We start from the raw sequence: 15288 nt of genomic DNA on the forward strand, positions 1-15288 counted from the left end.
GTACTACTCGCACTCATGCAGTGACGGGGCGTTGGTATTTATCAGGTGAACACGAACAGCAAGTCCATTCATCCTAGATAGGAAAACCAAACGCCCCGAGCCTCGGGGCGTTTTTCTTAACCCCTCCGTCCTTCGGACACCTCCCCAAAATCCGATGGAAATTTATCGGATTTTGGGGAGGAAAATACATAAAGGAGAAATCATCATGTCCATTTCAAATGCCACGCCTGTCTTCGCCGTTGACGAAAAGAATCTCATTCCCGTCAGCGATCATCTCAAGCAAATGGCGGATATTCCGCCCTCACGCATGTTCCTCATCAACAAGTCTTTGAAAGTGTATGTTGAGAAAAATGCCGGCGCAAAAATATTTGACGCTTCACAGGGCGACGGCGGCGCATCTCTGCCTGGAACCCCCAAGCCGATTTTGGAACGCGCGCTTCAACTTCAACTGGAACATGGTACGGCCTACGATATGCCATTCGGCACCGACGCATACCGCAAAGCCGTCATTGAGCAATACTGGAAGCTTGACTCATCCTCTGGCTGGGGCCCCGCCAACGTACTCGGCACCGCCGGCGGACGTGACGCCTTGAACAAAGCCTATCAAGCCATGCTCGCTCTCGGTCACGGCCGTCAGGGTGACTTGATCATGGTCTCACGCGTCCCGTGGATTTCCTACAACTGGGGTCCATATGGCGTGGGCGCAAATGTATTATGGGCGCCCGGTGACCCTGCTCAAGGCTGGGCATATTCCGAAGATGCGATTCGTGAAAGCGTGAAGTTTGCCGAATCCAAAGGCCGAAAGATCGCAGGCATTCTCATTACCAATCCTGATAATCCCACCGGCATGACCATCGCCGTTGAGAAACAAGTCTCACTCGCCAAAGCTGCTCTCGAAGCCGGTGTAGCCTTTGTCTTCTTCGATTGGATGTATCACTACGTCACCGACGAATCCCCCATGGATTTGAACTCCTTCCTCAAGAACTTCACGCCCGACGAACGCAAGCGCATCATGTTCCTGGATGGCATTACCAAATCACTGGGCGGCTCCAATATCCGCAATTGTCATTTGATCGCAGATGAAGCTGTTATTAAATTCATCACGGCCCGCGCATCACACGGAGTCATTCCTTCATTCTTCTCTTTGGCAGTTGCCATGGCCGCTTATGAAATGGGATTCGACAAAGCCGCTCAAACCATCATCGAGCCGACCAACGCCAGCCGTGTGGTCTTAAAGAAATTGCTTGCCGAAAGCGGAATGCAGCACATCATCGGCAAAGGCTATTATGCCTTTATGAATGTTGGTGAATACATTAAAGCCAAAGGCTGGGCTGATAGCGAACCCCTCGGACAATACCTCGCCGAAAATCACGGCATCGCCATTGTCCCCGGTGCATTCTTCTCGCCCTTCGGCAACGACTGGATCCGCTTCTCCTACGCCACACCCGCCGAGCGCACCGAAGGCGCATTCAAACGATTGGTGGAAGGTTTGGAAAGTTTGAAGAAATAAAGATCAAGAAAGAGGAAAGAAGAAAGTTTATGCAACCCATTTTCTTCTTTCCTTCTTTATTAATATCAGCTTATGAAAAAATGCCTTAGGATTACCCCATGCCCTCACAAAAATTTCCCGAAAAATATCACCTCGCTCTTGAACAGGCTGCAAAAGAAAGACCGCAAGGCGGACTTAACGGCTTCGAACAGGAATGGAATCTGCTTGATGAACAACTGCGTCCGCTGCTTACTGTTGGCGCAGGTCCCAGCCAGCATTCCTTTGTAGATTATCTGCTCGCCGAATGTGTGCCGCCCTGGCAGGCGCAATTCAGTCAACTCGAAGTCTTCCACTGGATGACTGAATGGGCCACACGCCCATATTACAGTCCACGCGGTGCGATCTACGAAGCCCGTCTCATGGAAGCCTCACTGATCAATGCCCTGCATCAGGCTGGTCTTAAATTTGGAGAACGCCTGCATTATTGGCACGGCAATCTTTTGTATCTGACCGACATCGGGCATCATTCCATCCCCGGTAATTGGAGCATCGCAAAACGCCGTTACCTCGAAAAATGCGTGGACCTATACGGCGGCGGTCTGGCGGTTGCCGGCATTCATAGCAATCTATCGCTGCCCGATCCGCTCTTCGCCTGGGACTTTATGCATCTCTCTGCATCCGAACGCGGCGATCAGCATCTTGATGAATTCAAGTCTGAATTCTATATTACAGCCACGCGGCTTTTGCGCGCGTTCGCGTCACTCTTTATCGCCACCAGTGCGTCCACGCCGATGCAGGCTCAGGTCCAGGATGGACGCGCGGTTGTTGTCATCACTGAGTATGATTCGATCCGCAATCTCACCTTCCCGAATCCGCGTGAGATCGATCTTCCTGATCTGTATCGCTCCTATGATGATTATTTGCAAATTTCATATGACCTTGTGCGGCGCGGTGTGCGTTTTGGAAATAACAATTACACGCCCGTGCGTGCGCGTTCATTCTCTGAACCGGTTGAACGTTTGATCTCGACCACCAGCGACGAACTTACGCATCTCTATACCCGCGGCCTGTTCGCTGCGGGTGAGGCGACTCCTCCCGAGGAGATGGCCGTGCAGATCGAAAAGCAGAATCTGATGGCGCGTATCAACCTGCCCATGGGACGTGTCGAAGTCCGCACCGATGAAGGTGCGCACAGTCTCGAAGTTGATGTTGCAAATCTCACGCTCAAGCATCTCTTGCTTTTGCATATTTACTCCGACTCGAAATTTGCGCGCGGTTTCCGCTATGACCGTGAAGATATCGCCCGCGCCCGCGTCAATGAAAATCTTGCCGCGAAATTCAGTATGCGGGCCGAGATCGAAAATCCGTTGACCGGCAAACCGATCGGCATGCGCGATTTCCTCAAGTGGACTCTTGGTGAAGTACGTCCGCTGGCTGAAGCGTTAAACATGTGGGATGACTTAAGGCCGTTGGTTGAGATCTCTGAAGGTGCGCGAAACACAGCCGAGAAAATGCGCGCCCGTTTGCAAAGTGAAATTAGCAATGGCAATGAAGTGCCGTTCGATGTGTTGAAGGAAATCCACTTTGAGCGCGAAGCACAGGTCAAAGGTGATGTGGAGCATATTGCTTCTGATTACAAATCTCTGGGCGGTGATGCTTTCAAGGTTGCCGAATTCCTGCAGCGCGGACGTGATACAGCGCGTCAGATTCAAAATGCGCCCATACAATTCCGCTCAAGATTACAGGCCGTGGTGGAAGTGTCTTATCCTGATAAGACCAGTGAAATTCTTGATCTTGCCCAGCAGTTGATCCGCATTCCATCGGTCACGGCCTGCCCGGATGAACGTTATGACGAAGTACATCGTGCAGGTTCTTTGATCGATGATTATCTGCGCAATGCCGGTCTGGATGTGAAATTCTTTGACGGGAAATATCCCGCGATCTACGCAACATTCCCTCAGTCGAAGGTCGAAGGTCAAAAGTCGCCAATTCTCTTGACGGGACATTTTGATGTGGTTGAGCCCGAGCCTGATGACTCGCAGTTCGTTCCGCGCATTGAAGGTGATTATCTTTGGGGCCGCGGTGCGGCAGATATGAAGACCGTTGTAGCAACCTACATGGTCTGGATGAAAGACATCATAAAAGCCGGCGCACCCTATCCGAACATTTCATTGATGTTGATCGGCAATGAAGAAAATGGCGAAGCTGAAGCCTGGGGCACGCCTTTTGTTTTGAAAGCAATTGGCGACTATGAAGGTCGCCCTTACGAACCGTCTCTATTCATCGCTGGCGAGCGGACTGGTGAAAAAGGCAATGAACTCTTCGGCGAGATCTGCATTGAGAATCGTGGTGTGATGCGTTTTGACGTGATCGCACGCGGCGCAAAAGGACATTCAGGTGTGGCTGGCACAGGTGACTTGAGCGAGAGATTGGTCAATGCCCGCGCGGCGTTGAATGAAATTTTTGCGAAACATCTCACACTCAAAGCAGCCGATGGCTGGCAATCGCAGGCGAAATTTCCGTTTATCAATGTTGGAACTGTGGGTGCCTATAATGTCACCGCGGCAGAGGGGATTCTCGGTGTGGAAATTCGTCCCATTCCGCAGGATGATACATCCGCGCTGCGGGCGGAAGTGGAAGCCTATTGCGCTGAAAATGATCTCGAAGCGAAATTCTCTGTCATGGAAAACGGCGTGGCTTGCGACCCGAATAATCCAGCGTTGAAAGCGCTGATCGAAGCAGTCAAACAGGCATCGGGTGGGGAAGATGCGCGCATCGGCAGGAAACTCCCCGGCACCAGTGCAAGATTCGCCCCGGGCGGTCAAGCCGTTGTCTGGGGACAATCCGGCGTGGGTCCACATGCAAAAGATGAGCGGCATTATATTCCGAGCATTGAACCGTATTACAGATCGTTGAATGAACTTGCAAAATTATGGAAATAAAAAATGGGTCACGGAATTTCCGTGACCCATTTTTTATTTGTGTTTCTTTTCCTGTGATAAAAATTCAAACGGCGGGCGTTGATTTAACTTCACCAGATTCGCGCCTGATTCACTGGCATGGATCGCGGTCAATGAGCCTGTGTCACAACTCAGTCTTTGAAAATGATCGAGCGGCAAACCAAGAAAATGTGAAACCGCCAGCTTGATCGGGTCCGCATGAAACACAACCGCCACAATATCCTGCGGCTTGTTATGTTTTTTCACAACGCCCTCAAGCATATTCACAATGCGCTGCTGCAAAAACAAAAATGATTCACCGCCGGGGAAGGTAAAACGCGAAGGCGCTTTTTGCACGATCTGCCAGGCCTTCAATTGTTGCAGCGACTTCAAAGATTTTCCCTGCCAGTCACCCACATCGGTATCCAGCAAATTAATATCGGTCATGATCTTTAATTTATGTGAATCTGCGATGGGCCGGGCAGTTTCCTGCGCCCTATCAAGCGGACTTGAATAAATGGCCTTGATCGGGACGCCGGTCAGCGCTTCGCCCAACGCCTGAGCCTGTTTTTGTCCCCGTTCATTTAAGTGAACCCCGGGCAGTCGTCCTGCCATTTTCCCTGTTTTGACATAATCGTTTTCGCCGTGCCGGATGAGTAATAAGAGTGGCATTTTATTTTTTCCAATTAAAAGGTTTGAGTTGATAATCTCATAATATCGAGATAGGGCGTTGTTTCATTATAGTAACTGCAAAATGAATTCCATACAGGTTCGTGCGGCAGGGATTCGGGGTGTTTTCTTTTGATCTCCTTATAGGCATCAACTAAACTTAATCCTTCCACTTCCTTGAGCGCCGCCACGCAAAAAGCGGCTGAACGGTTAATCCCTGCTCCGCAAGATACCAGGATCTTATGCTCTTTCTCTTTTTCTGCCAAAATAAAATCGATGCCCTGCTTTATCAAGTGATGCGGGGTGGGTCTCATATCATCAACTGCGAGATAAAGAGAGTTGATTCCATCCTGCTCTATGGGCTCGGCGAGTTGGAGCATCGCTTTAATGGTTTTGAAGTTGAGGTAGTTCTTGTCTAATGTATCTCGGTATTTACCGATGTAAAGCCACGGGCGGATTTCATCCATCTTATTTGATCTTCCGCTTCATTTCTTTTATTTCTTCTTCGCTCATATCGGGCACATGTTCTCTGCGCTCAATATTCAGTGCCTTGCGTTGTGCTTCGCGCCACATCTCAAGCCTTGCGGTGACTTGTGCTTCGTAGCCTTGTTCTGAGGGCGCATAAAAATAGGTGCCCAGCAAGCGCTTTGGAAGATATTGCTGCGGCGTGAAGTGACCTTCTGCATCGTGCGGATAAACGTAATCCTTGCCCTGACCGGTTGCAACGGCATCACGATTCCCATCGGCGAGATGGCGCGGAACGGATACCTGCCCCTCTTCTTCGATCTTTTTCATCGCTTTGAAATACGCGCCAGCGCTGTTCGATTTGGGAGCCGTGGCAAGGTAAAGTGTGGCTTCTGCAATGGGATAGATGCCTTCAGGTAAGCCGATGTAATCAAATGCCTGCGCGGCTGAATTGGCTACAACAAGTCCCATCGGGTCTGCGAGTCCGATATCTTCGCCAGCCAGAATAATTAATCTGCGTATGATGAATTTTGGATCTTCACCGGCGTAGATCATTTTTGCAAGCCAGTACAACGCGGCATCAGGGTCACTTCCGCGCACGGATTTAATGAAGGCGCTGATCGTATCGTAATGCGCGTCGCCATCCTTGTCGTATAACACAGCGCGGCGTTGAATGGATTCCTGTGCCACATCAAGTGTCACATGGATCGCGCCGTCCTTGTCTGGTGCTGTAGATTCAACTGCAAGTTCAATTGCATTTAGGGCGTTCCGTGCGTCGCCTGAGGAAATCTCAATTAAATGGGACCGGGCATCGAGGTCCAGAGAGATGCGTTTGTTTCCGTAGCCGCGTTCCTTGTCGCTTAGAGCGCGGTCAATTAATACACCCGTCTCCGTCTGGTTTAAATTCCGCAGTTGAAAAACACGCGAGCGGGAGATCAATGCTTTGATAACTTCAAAATATGGATTCTCGGTTGTAGCACCGATCAATGTAAATGTGCCGTTTTCTACATGGGGCAGAAGTGCATCTTGCTGTGCTTTGTTCCAGCGATGGACTTCATCTACAAAAAGAATGGTGCGGAGATTGTGCAAGCGTCTGCGCTCGAGTGATTCATCGATCACCACACGCAGGTCCGCCTTGCCAGCCAGGATAGCGGAAATGGTGGTGAAATGACTCTTGGTCGTATTCGCAATGACTTGTGCCAGCGTGGTCTTGCCTGTGCCGGGCGGCCCCCATAAAATGATGGATGAGAAAAGTTTATCGGCTTCGATGGCGCGGCGCAGGAGTTTGCCTTCACCCACAATATGTTCCTGCCCAATGTATTCATCCAATGTGCGCGGACGCATCCGCGCGGCAAGCGGCGCTTCACTTTTTAGGCGTTCATGCATGGCATGGTCGAAGAGATCGTTGGACATGATAGGGATTATAGCAGGAAGGGGGGCGAAAAAAAAAGACCATGCAGTTTAAGCATGGCCTTTTTCATTTCTCTAAAACGATGCGACAGCTTGACCTATATCATCATGGACTTCCATGTAAGTTTCAAAGCCGCTTAGTTCAAAAACTTCCTTGATATGACTGGAGAGGTTGGCAATTTTTATATAGGGAGATTTGTAATTTCCAGCGCTCATTTTTTTGCGGAGTTCATCATCGTTCACATCCTTGTGCAGGGAACGAAGTTTGTTGAAGATGTTATGCAGGCTGCGCAGCCCGGCGCTGCTGATATACGGGGCTTCGGCCATATTCACTAAAATATAACGTGCTCCGTCTGAGATCAATTCATCAGCCTTGGCTTGAAATGCCTGATAGGTGATTGAATCAATATCTCCGTGAATGTTCATCACGGTTACAGGGACGCGCGCGTTTTCTGTCACAACTTTTATTTCCATGTTCTCCTCGGCGTAGATCGAATTTATTTTGCTTCCGGCTGCGGTTTCACGCCAACCAGTTTGCGTAAAATATCAAACCAAAATGGCGCGCCTTGCGCGGCCGCAGCGGCACTCAATAGATAGCCAAAGAGTTTGACAAACATACCCCAGCCATTATTTAAAGAAGGCAGACTGGTCACTGCAAGGCAGTCGCCTGCCGAGCGGATGACAATCTGATAATCGATGATGTCGATCAGGCGGCAGGCTTTGGTATCGAGGGCGGTGGTCGTCCAGCCGGCGGGGAAGTTTAGGCTTTTGGCTGTGGCGAATGAAATAGATGTGGCATCTTCGTTTTGCGCTTCGGCCTGCGCTTGTGCTGCGATTATGGCGCGTGCTGTAGGTTCCTGCCACAACTTTTGAGCAATATTAATTGTGTCTATGTTAATGGAGACGGCGATGGCAAGCCCGATCCAGAAGGCCATCCATTGTGCGCGGATTTTGTACCAGTTACTGGCTTGCGACATGACATCGCCGAACCAGGCTTCTGTATTTTTGCGGTATTCAGCCAGTTTGACATCCAGATCGTCAGCTGCTTTTTCCATTTTTGGCATAAGGTAATGATTAACCCGTTCAAGATTTGGGTTTTTCTCTGCCAGTGATTTGATGCTCGCTTTCATTTCGCTGATTGACATTGTATCCAGCGGAACAGTTTGTCCCTCTTTGCCCGCATTGATGATGACTTCGCAGGCCACTGTCGCAAATGTGGCGTTTGGTATATAGGTGGGACGTCTAATGGCGCCTTTCTTGTCTTTGATCAGGTTTCCGTTTTTATCTTTCTGGGCCAGTTCGATTACCAGTGGATGCTCATAGAATTTCCTTACAAGCGTTTCATCCTTGAGCATGCTGAGAATGGATTTTTCCAATTGTTCCGCGCGCCAGCCTAATAAAATGCTGATCCGGTTTTGAACTTCCATGGTGGCAACGCTGATGACGAGCCAGACGAACACCAGCCCTATTGCGACTTCGAGAATGGCATCTAATTGCATGGTTTCCTCTTTTTTTATGTGATGATAATAGTATAGTAGTGCATCGGGCGAATTTCAAGCCCGGAAGATATTAAGCGTTGGGAGTTTCTTCTGGAGTTTGTAAATGAGATTGATTCACGATGTAAATTCCAGCCAGTGCAATTGCGCCGCCGATCCATTGAATGGCATTGGGAATTTCACCCAGCAGAGGAATTGCCAGGATGGTGGTCAGAATGGGTTGGCCGATCAGTGTGGGAGAAACGATGGATGCGGGTAAATGCCCGAGGGCATAGGTGATGGCGAGATACCCGATCATTTGTGAGATGATGGCTGTTACAAAAAAAATGATCCATGTTTGTGTGGAATAGCCTGTAAAGGAATATCCCAGCACAATATTGATGATGAACATGCCAAGTGTGGCGCTGACTCCCACCAGCCACATGTAGCGAAACGGGTCAATGTGCCTGCGTCCGCGCTGGGTGGTGAGTTGATAGGATGCATAAAAAATGGCGGCGGTACTTGCCATGAGGTCGCCGACGCCAAGCGTGGGATGGGTGAGGAAGTCACTGCCCATTACGAGCGCCGCGCCAGCCAGCGCGAGGGTGAGCCCTACCCAAAAAATTCCGCGTAGTTTTTCTCGAAAGAAGAAAAGCGCAAATAATGCAACCCAGAGCGGTGAGGTGTTGCCGAGCAGGGTGGCGTTGGCGGCGGTTGTGTATTTTAAAGAAGAGTTCCAAAATGCAAAATCGAAGGCGGTAAAAATTCCTGCGATCAAAGGAATGGCCAGATATTTTTTATCTATTGGTTCAAGTATTTTTTGCTGCCTAAGAAAAAAAGGGGTGAGAAAAAAAGTGGAGATCAACACACGATAAAATCCGGTCATGGGGCCGGGGGCATCTGACCAGCGTACAAACATGGCAGACAGGCTGAGTGCAGTGATGCCTATCGCAAGCGCAATGTAAGGAAAAAATCTATTTTGATTCATATCTGAAATTGTACCCCGACTTGATGAAGGCGAATATCTCAGCGGCGGGTGAGGGCGATTCTCTCAACGGTAGGATAAAGCTGATCGAGGCCGCTCAGGCTAAAGTCTGGTTGGATGCGCTGCTCTTCATCCGCCGTAAATTGCGCGCGGCGTGTGATCCAGATCGTTTGCATATTTAATTTTTTTGCGCCGAAAATATCCGCTTGCAGGCTGTCGCCGACCATGATTGCATCTTCGGGAGAAATACTCCATTGGGCAAGGGCGATCTCAAATGCTCGCGCATGAGGTTTGCGGTAATAACATGTGGCAGAGGTGAGGACAAAATCAAAGTAGGAACGAATGCCAAACCCTTCGATCAATTCCTGCACATCTTTATCATCGCCTGCGTTCGAAAAAATTCCAAGATGATAGTTATTGGATTTTAGTTTTTGGATGGCGGTGAGGGCATCCTCTTCGAGGGTCCAGTTGCTTTGGGTGATGGAATACATCGCATCCAACGCGGACCTGAGAACTGATTCGTCAACCTCGGCATATCCCTGCCCTTTGAGTAGTTCACGCAAAACAAAGTGATAGGTGGTTTCACGAAAATCCTGATCACGTTGTGCGTAATATTGCCGCAGGTTTGCGCGGAAGGTGCTGCTATCCAGCTTAATATCATGCTCAAGCAGTTTGTCTGTGAGCGCCTGATCTGCGCGTTTCAGGGGAGAATCCCAATCTCCGCGTGCGTGCATGAGTGTGCCGCCAAGGTCAAAAAGAATGTGGCGAATAGGAGAGGTGTCCATTGGGTATTGGTATACCCCGACAATTGTTTTGCGTAAAGGGGGAGGTTGGCGGGGAGTATGGCTTTTGGCTTGTTTTGATACGGGTTTTCAATGTCACTTATAATTAGACTGATTGATAATAAGGTGATAAAAATTGATCTTTTTATTGAAAAAGGAAAATACCTATGACCGGGATGATCGGCAAAAATTTTGGGAGATATCAGATACTGGAACTGCTTGGTGAAGGCGGTATGGCAACTGTCTACAAGGCGTATGATACGCATCTTGAACGTGATGTGGCGATAAAAGTAATCCGCCGCGATGCGTTTCCGCCCAATCAACTGGATTTAATTCTTAAGCGATTTGAGCGTGAAGCAAAATCACTGGGCAGGCTTTCGCATCCTAATATTGTTGGGGTGATCGATTATGGCGAGCATGAAGGTTCTCCATTTTTGGTGATGGTTTATTTACCGGGCGGCACACTCAAAGACCGGCTTGGAAAACCCATTCCCTGGCGCAGTGCAGTTCAGTTGATTCTTCCCATTGCGTATGCGCTGGAATATGTGCATGAACATAATATTATTAATCGAGATGTAAAACCTTCAAATATTTTAATGACAGAAAAAGGTCAGCCCATGTTGACCGATTTCGGGCTGGTGAAATTGTTTGAAGGAAGAGAACAAAACCTAACGGCTTCCGGCGATGGGATCGGCACGCCGGATTACATGGCTCCAGAACAGTGGATCGGTGAGACCACTGTCCTCTCGGATATGTATTCGCTGGGTGTTGTCTTATATGAGATGATCACAGGTCACAGGCCGTATATCGCAGATACTCCTGCTGGTGTTTTGCTCAAACAAATCAATGAGCCTTTGCCGCTTCCAAATGAATATATTCCCAATCTGCCCAAGAATATCGAGTCGGTTTTACTTAAAGTGCTGGCGCGTGAACCAAAAGACCGCTACCCTGATATGCGTACCTTTGCGTATGAATTGCAATCTCTGGTTGAAGGCAGGGATCCGATTGCATCCACCATTCGAACTGAAAAATTGCGCGAGCAAATGACCGGGAAGGTAAAAAAGCACGAAACTGAAGAAGTCCGGAGACGGGTTGAGCAAATTAAAAAGGAACAGGCCGGGCCGCCGCCTGTAAAAAAGAAAACAAAAATTCCTGTTTGGATGGGTGTCATAAGTGCTTTTGTATTTCTTTTGCTTTGCGGCGGGTGCTGGCTGATATATTCCAATCTTGGATCATTGGGGGTGAAAAGTCCAAATGATCTGGAGCAGCCTTCGCCGATAGCTTCTTCCACTGAAACAAGCCCGGTCACGCCTGTTACGCCAACTGAGGTGCAGGTACTTTCCACTGCGACTCTTCGATCCCAGTGGAGATACGAGACAGTAAAAATGTTTTAATGCGGATTATCCCAGATGGAGAGTTTACGATGGGCAGCGATGATGGTAATTCCGAATCACGCCCTGAAAATTTAGTCAGTGTGAATACGTTCTATATTGATAAATATGAAGTTACAAATGAATTGTACGCAGCTTGCGTGTTTGCAGGAAAATGCAGAAGACCCTTGCAGGAAGGGTCCAATACCCGTGGATCATATTACAGTGAACCGGAATTTGCGAACTACCCCGTTCTTTTTGTGGATTGGAAGATGGCAAACTCCTATTGCGAGTGGAGAGATGCCCGTCTACCCACCGAAGCGGAATGGGAAAAAGCTGCACGCGGTACAGATGGGCGCGCCTATCCATGGGGAAGTGAGTTTGATTGCAGTCTGGCAAATCATTCCGGTTGTATCGGTGACACAGCCGCAGTCAATCAATATGATAAAGGACAAAGCATATACGGTGTTTATGGTATGTCGGGGAATGTCTGGGAGTGGACGAGCACTTTATACAGGTTGTATCCATATAGTGCCACAGACGGCCGTGAAGACCCGGATACGGCAGGCAATCGGGTAATACGCGGCGGCTCATGGCATTTCTTTGGCGGCAATGGAAGCATTTATGCATATACCCGATTTAAGGTAGATGCAAGTTATTCGGGCTTATATGTTGGTTTTCGGTGCGCGCTCGCAAAATAATTTCTAATCATAAAAAAACTCGGAAAATTTTTTGCTCCGGGTTTTTGTTATGTCGCTTATAATTGGCGAGTTCAATATACTTATGTCACGCTAAAAAGTTACTTTATTCACAAGGAATGTATTATGGCAGGGCTGATCGGTCAAAGTTTTGGAAGATATGAAATTCTGGAATTACTCGGTGAGGGCGGTATGGCCACCGTGTATAAAGCGTATGATACACGCCTTGAGCGCGAGGTGGCGATAAAGGTGATCCGCCGTGATGCTTTTCCGCAGGACGATATGGAAATGCTGCTCAAACGATTTGAGCGGGAAGCCAAATCACTCGGCAGGCTGTCACATCCCAATATCGTTGGCGTGATTGACTATGGAGAGTTTGAAGGCTCGCCGTATTTGGTGATGGTCTATTTACCGGGGGGCACACTTAAGGAACGCCTTGGATCTCCAATCCCCTGGCGCGATGCAATACAATTAATCCTTCCCATCGCACATGCTTTGGAATATGTGCATGATCGAAATATTATTAATCGGGATGTAAAACCCTCCAATGTGTTAATGACAGAAAAAGGCCAGCCCATGTTAACAGATTTTGGGCTGGTGAAACTGTTTGGAGATAAGGAAAAAGACTCCACACTTAACCAGCTCCGGCACAGGGTTGGGTACGCCTGATTATATGGCTCCCGAACAATGGACAGGCGAAGCCACAGCACAATCTGATCTGTACTCCCTCGGCGTTGTTCTGTATGAAATGGTCACGGGTCACAGGCCATATACGGCCAGATACCCCGGCAGGTGTTTTGCTTAAGCAAGCCACCGAAGCCTTGCCGCTTCCCAAATTCTATATTCCAAATTTGCCGCAAAATGTAGAATCGGTTTTGCTTAAAGTCCTCGCTAAAGAGCCAGCCAATCGCTATGCAGATATGCGCGCCTTCATTGCTGAGTTGGAAAATTTACAGGCGGGCAAGGATGTTTGGCCTCGTCTGTCAAGACAGAACGTCTGCGTGAACAAATGACCGGCAAAGTAGACCGAATCGAGATAACGCTTCACCTGCTGACCTTCAACCTGCTCGCCAGAAAAGACATTACCTGTCGTTTTGGGAGCGTTCGGCGTGCTTGGCCTTTTGGTAATCTTTGGTGGATATTTTTCCTGAAATCCAATTCCGGGCTATTTTCTGCAGAACCAACAGCTACCCAGCAGGAGACTTCTTCCCCAGCACCTTTGGAGACTCTCCCCACAGAAACACCTGAACCAACAAGCCTCGTCACAGAAATACCTGTCCTGCCGACTGAAACACAGATCCCGCTTGAGATAAAAGATAATAAAAATGTACTCATGCGGCTGATCCCCGCTGGAGAATTTTCAATGGGCAGCGATGATAGTGGTGACGTTGGGTCACGGCCTGCGAATGTGGTTGATCTGGGCGCCTTCTATATTGATAAATATGAAGTTACAAATGAAATGTATGATGCCTGTGTTTATGCCGTAGAGTGCAGAAAGCCGCAGCGAACTAATTCCTCCACGAGGTCTACTTACTATGGCAACCCAGTATTTGCAAATTATCCCGTACTATATGTAGACTGGAAGATGGCAAAAACATATTGTGAATGGAGAGGTGCGCGCCTTCCTACCGAAGCGGAGTGGGAAAAAGCCGCACGCGGCACCGATAAACGGCTTTATCCCTGGGTCGGAAATACACTTGATTGCAGCTATGCCAATATTCCCGGCTGTGTCGGTGATACATCCCCGGTGGATCAGCACGAGAAGGGGCAAAGTATTTACGGCGTATTTGGCATGTCTGGTAATGTATGGGAGTGGACGAGTACTTTATATGATCTTTATCCATACAGCGCCATAGATGGGCGCGAGGATCTAAAGACTGCGGGTGAGCGTATTGCGCGCGGCGGTTCATGGAATACATTTGGCGGCAACGGCGGCAATGTCCGCACAGATACGCGTCTGAAACTGGACCCGGCATATGCAGGGGCCTACGTTGGCATTCGCTGCGCAGTGACAAAGTAAAATAAAAAGCGGAGTTTTCAAAACTCCGCTTTTTTATTTATGCAGCACTCTTTAGATAAATTCCAGTTGGGTCAAGTTCGTCTCGTAGAATTTGCAATTCTTTCTCCGTTACAAGTTCTGTCACTCTCACTTGTGCGGCAATTTTTAAATTCCAACCGGTGTTGGTTTTGGCTTCTTCCACAGTCTTGCCGGGATGTAAAGCAGTCAATATCATTTCGCCGGTTTCATCTGGTTCCAACATGCCAATATCGGTCACCACGCCGGCCATGCCTTTTACCGCGCAAACCGGCATTTTCACGGTCACCTTTGCCTCCAATGAATCCAGCGGACGTCATAAATTCCACTTTTTCCGGGAAGCGGCGTTTCTGATGTGGAGTCATGATGTAACAACGGTTTGCCCAAGCGGCGATCTCTTGTGAGCCGCCAGATCCAGGCAGGCGTACTTTGGGATGTTCGTATCCGCCGATCACCGTCGCATTTATGTTTCCGTATTTGTCAATTTGTGCGCCGCCCATAAAGCCCACGTCCACATTTCCGCGTTGGAGATAGTTTGCAAAAATATCATACATGCTTACCACCGAAAGCGAGCCGCTGACGAGGGTGGGGTCGCCAATTGAAAGCGGCAGGCGCGCAGGTTCTGCGCCAATTACACCCGCTTCGTAGATCATTACTAAATTTGGCGCATGTGTGCGCTTGGCAAGGTTACAGGCCAGATTGGGCTGACCAACTCCAACGAATACAACATCGCCATCACGCAATAGGCGTGCGGCATTAATGATCATCAACTCTGCTGAAGAATATTCCATTTTTCCTCGGGTATTCGGGTTTGTATGGGCAAAAATAAACATGCACGAACTGTACTATTGTGCCTGAAGATTGCCTGTCTGGCAAGGGAGAGATAAGAGTAGACGATAATGTTTTGTTTACTTTGCCCCTGAAATCCTATTGATAAGAAATTCAAAAGGAAGGATAATTGACCGCGAGGA

17 protein-coding genes are annotated in these 15288 nt (G+C 48.8%); 8 read left to right on the plus strand and 9 right to left on the minus strand.

The genetic code is table 11. The annotated features are described in order from the left end of the window. The first annotated feature begins 205 nt into the window (after nucleotides 1-205). Together IPL71_RS07900 and IPL71_RS07905 are read left to right on the plus strand one after the other, a co-directional pair. Complete coding sequence (locus IPL71_RS07900; RefSeq protein WP_345320471.1) at nucleotides 206-1510, plus strand: aminotransferase class I/II-fold pyridoxal phosphate-dependent enzyme; 1305 nt, start codon at nucleotides 206-208, stop codon at nucleotides 1508-1510. Between the two features lie 98 nt (nucleotides 1511-1608). Then, nucleotides 1609-4431, plus strand: a complete 2823-nt coding sequence (locus IPL71_RS07905) for a M20 family metallopeptidase (RefSeq protein ID WP_345320473.1) — start codon at nucleotides 1609-1611, stop codon at nucleotides 4429-4431. Nucleotides 4432-4464: 33 nt separating this feature from the next. Here IPL71_RS07905 and IPL71_RS07910 read toward each other — a convergent pair whose 3' ends face one another. The 7 genes from IPL71_RS07910 to IPL71_RS07940 all read right to left on the minus strand — a co-directional run bounded on the left by IPL71_RS07910 (nucleotide 4465) and on the right by IPL71_RS07940 (nucleotide 10217). After that, nucleotides 4465-5100, minus strand: coding sequence for a histidine phosphatase family protein (locus IPL71_RS07910; protein WP_345320475.1), 636 nt, complete (start codon nucleotides 5098-5100; stop codon nucleotides 4465-4467). Between the two features lie 14 nt (nucleotides 5101-5114). Continuing rightward, entirely contained in the window at nucleotides 5115-5564 is a 450-nt protein-coding gene (locus tag IPL71_RS07915) for a dual specificity protein phosphatase family protein (protein ID WP_345320476.1), read from the minus strand. Nucleotide 5565: 1 nt separating this feature from the next. After that, nucleotides 5566-6975, minus strand: a complete 1410-nt coding sequence (locus IPL71_RS07920; RefSeq protein ID WP_345320477.1) for an AAA family ATPase — start codon at nucleotides 6973-6975, stop codon at nucleotides 5566-5568. A gap of 72 nt (nucleotides 6976-7047) precedes the next feature. Continuing rightward, entirely contained in the window at nucleotides 7048-7446 is a 399-nt protein-coding gene (locus IPL71_RS07925; RefSeq protein WP_345320479.1) for an STAS domain-containing protein, read from the minus strand. A 23-nt stretch (nucleotides 7447-7469) separates the two neighbouring features. Continuing rightward, nucleotides 7470-8471, minus strand: a complete 1002-nt coding sequence (locus IPL71_RS07930) for a hypothetical protein (protein ID WP_345320481.1) — start codon at nucleotides 8469-8471, stop codon at nucleotides 7470-7472. 70 nt (nucleotides 8472-8541) lie between these two features. Next, entirely contained in the window at nucleotides 8542-9435 is an 894-nt protein-coding gene (locus tag IPL71_RS07935) for a DMT family transporter (protein ID WP_345320483.1), read from the minus strand. 38 nt (nucleotides 9436-9473) lie between these two features. Further along, nucleotides 9474-10217: an HAD family hydrolase gene (locus IPL71_RS07940; protein WP_345320485.1), complete on the minus strand. Its 744-nt coding sequence runs from the start codon at nucleotides 10215-10217 to the stop codon at nucleotides 9474-9476. 164 nt (nucleotides 10218-10381) lie between these two features. On the opposite strand from IPL71_RS07940, the gene IPL71_RS07945 reads away from it, so the two are divergent. The 6 genes from IPL71_RS07945 (at nucleotide 10382) to IPL71_RS07965 (ending at nucleotide 14302) form a co-directional block, all read left to right on the plus strand. Continuing rightward, nucleotides 10382-11608 (plus strand): serine/threonine protein kinase, encoded by a 1227-nt coding sequence (locus tag IPL71_RS07945; RefSeq protein WP_345320486.1) that lies wholly within the window; start codon nucleotides 10382-10384, stop codon nucleotides 11606-11608. Beyond that, entirely contained in the window at nucleotides 11608-12285 is a 678-nt protein-coding gene (locus IPL71_RS07950; protein ID WP_345320487.1) for a formylglycine-generating enzyme family protein, read from the plus strand. The genes IPL71_RS07945 and IPL71_RS07950 overlap by 1 nt, the downstream gene beginning before the upstream one ends. Before the next feature lie 123 nt (nucleotides 12286-12408). Beyond that, nucleotides 12409-12951, plus strand: coding sequence for a serine/threonine-protein kinase (locus IPL71_RS07955; protein WP_345320488.1), 543 nt, complete (start codon nucleotides 12409-12411; stop codon nucleotides 12949-12951). Nucleotides 12952-12955: 4 nt separating this feature from the next. Then, nucleotides 12956-13087 (plus strand): protein kinase, encoded by a 132-nt coding sequence (locus IPL71_RS25840; RefSeq protein ID WP_514130751.1) that lies wholly within the window; start codon nucleotides 12956-12958, stop codon nucleotides 13085-13087. Continuing rightward, on the plus strand, nucleotides 13026-13295 hold the full coding sequence (locus IPL71_RS07960) for a hypothetical protein (protein ID WP_345320490.1): 270 nt from the start codon (nucleotides 13026-13028) through the stop codon (nucleotides 13293-13295). Before IPL71_RS25840 ends, IPL71_RS07960 begins: the two co-directional genes overlap by 62 nt. After that, nucleotides 13253-14302: a formylglycine-generating enzyme family protein gene (locus IPL71_RS07965; RefSeq protein WP_345320492.1), complete on the plus strand. Its 1050-nt coding sequence runs from the start codon at nucleotides 13253-13255 to the stop codon at nucleotides 14300-14302. Before IPL71_RS07960 ends, IPL71_RS07965 begins: the two co-directional genes overlap by 43 nt. Before the next feature lie 37 nt (nucleotides 14303-14339). Here IPL71_RS07965 and IPL71_RS07970 read toward each other — a convergent pair whose 3' ends face one another. Next, nucleotides 14340-14543 (minus strand): hypothetical protein, encoded by a 204-nt coding sequence (locus tag IPL71_RS07970; protein WP_345320494.1) that lies wholly within the window; start codon nucleotides 14541-14543, stop codon nucleotides 14340-14342. Then, on the minus strand, nucleotides 14527-15108 hold the full coding sequence (locus tag IPL71_RS07975) for a CoA-transferase subunit beta (protein ID WP_345320496.1): 582 nt from the start codon (nucleotides 15106-15108) through the stop codon (nucleotides 14527-14529). Before IPL71_RS07975 ends, IPL71_RS07970 begins: the two co-directional genes overlap by 17 nt. Nucleotides 15109-15288: the final 180 nt, after the last annotated feature.

It is taken from the genome of Candidatus Villigracilis proximus (assembly GCF_016717045.1).
GTDB lineage: Bacteria > Chloroflexota > Anaerolineae > Anaerolineales > Villigracilaceae > Villigracilis > Villigracilis proximus.

Excerpts from the sequence above, each read along its gene's own strand:
- IPL71_RS07900 (WP_345320471.1), top strand. The coding sequence starts at position 206 with ATGTCCATTTCAAATGCCACGCCTGTCTTCGCCGTTGACGAAAAGAAT.
- IPL71_RS07905 (WP_345320473.1), top strand. The coding sequence starts at position 1,609 with ATGCCCTCACAAAAATTTCCCGAAAAATATCACCTCGCTCTTGAACAG.
- IPL71_RS07910 (WP_345320475.1), bottom strand. The coding sequence starts at position 5,100 with ATGCCACTCTTATTACTCATCCGGCACGGCGAAAACGATTATGTCAAA.
- IPL71_RS07915 (WP_345320476.1), bottom strand. The coding sequence starts at position 5,564 with ATGGATGAAATCCGCCCGTGGCTTTACATCGGTAAATACCGAGATACA.
- IPL71_RS07920 (WP_345320477.1), bottom strand. The coding sequence starts at position 6,975 with ATGTCCAACGATCTCTTCGACCATGCCATGCATGAACGCCTAAAAAGT.
- IPL71_RS07925 (WP_345320479.1), bottom strand. The coding sequence starts at position 7,446 with ATGGAAATAAAAGTTGTGACAGAAAACGCGCGCGTCCCTGTAACCGTG.
- IPL71_RS07930 (WP_345320481.1), bottom strand. The coding sequence starts at position 8,471 with ATGCAATTAGATGCCATTCTCGAAGTCGCAATAGGGCTGGTGTTCGTC.
- IPL71_RS07935 (WP_345320483.1), bottom strand. The coding sequence starts at position 9,435 with ATGAATCAAAATAGATTTTTTCCTTACATTGCGCTTGCGATAGGCATC.
- IPL71_RS07940 (WP_345320485.1), bottom strand. The coding sequence starts at position 10,217 with ATGGACACCTCTCCTATTCGCCACATTCTTTTTGACCTTGGCGGCACA.
- IPL71_RS07945 (WP_345320486.1), top strand. The coding sequence starts at position 10,382 with ATGACCGGGATGATCGGCAAAAATTTTGGGAGATATCAGATACTGGAA.
- IPL71_RS07950 (WP_345320487.1), top strand. The coding sequence starts at position 11,608 with ATGCGGATTATCCCAGATGGAGAGTTTACGATGGGCAGCGATGATGGT.
- IPL71_RS07955 (WP_345320488.1), top strand. The coding sequence starts at position 12,409 with ATGGCAGGGCTGATCGGTCAAAGTTTTGGAAGATATGAAATTCTGGAA.
- IPL71_RS25840 (WP_514130751.1), top strand. The coding sequence starts at position 12,956 with ATGGCTCCCGAACAATGGACAGGCGAAGCCACAGCACAATCTGATCTG.
- IPL71_RS07960 (WP_345320490.1), top strand. The coding sequence starts at position 13,026 with ATGAAATGGTCACGGGTCACAGGCCATATACGGCCAGATACCCCGGCA.
- IPL71_RS07970 (WP_345320494.1), bottom strand. The coding sequence starts at position 14,543 with ATGTTGGAACCAGATGAAACCGGCGAAATGATATTGACTGCTTTACAT.
- IPL71_RS07975 (WP_345320496.1), bottom strand. The coding sequence starts at position 15,108 with ATGGAATATTCTTCAGCAGAGTTGATGATCATTAATGCCGCACGCCTA.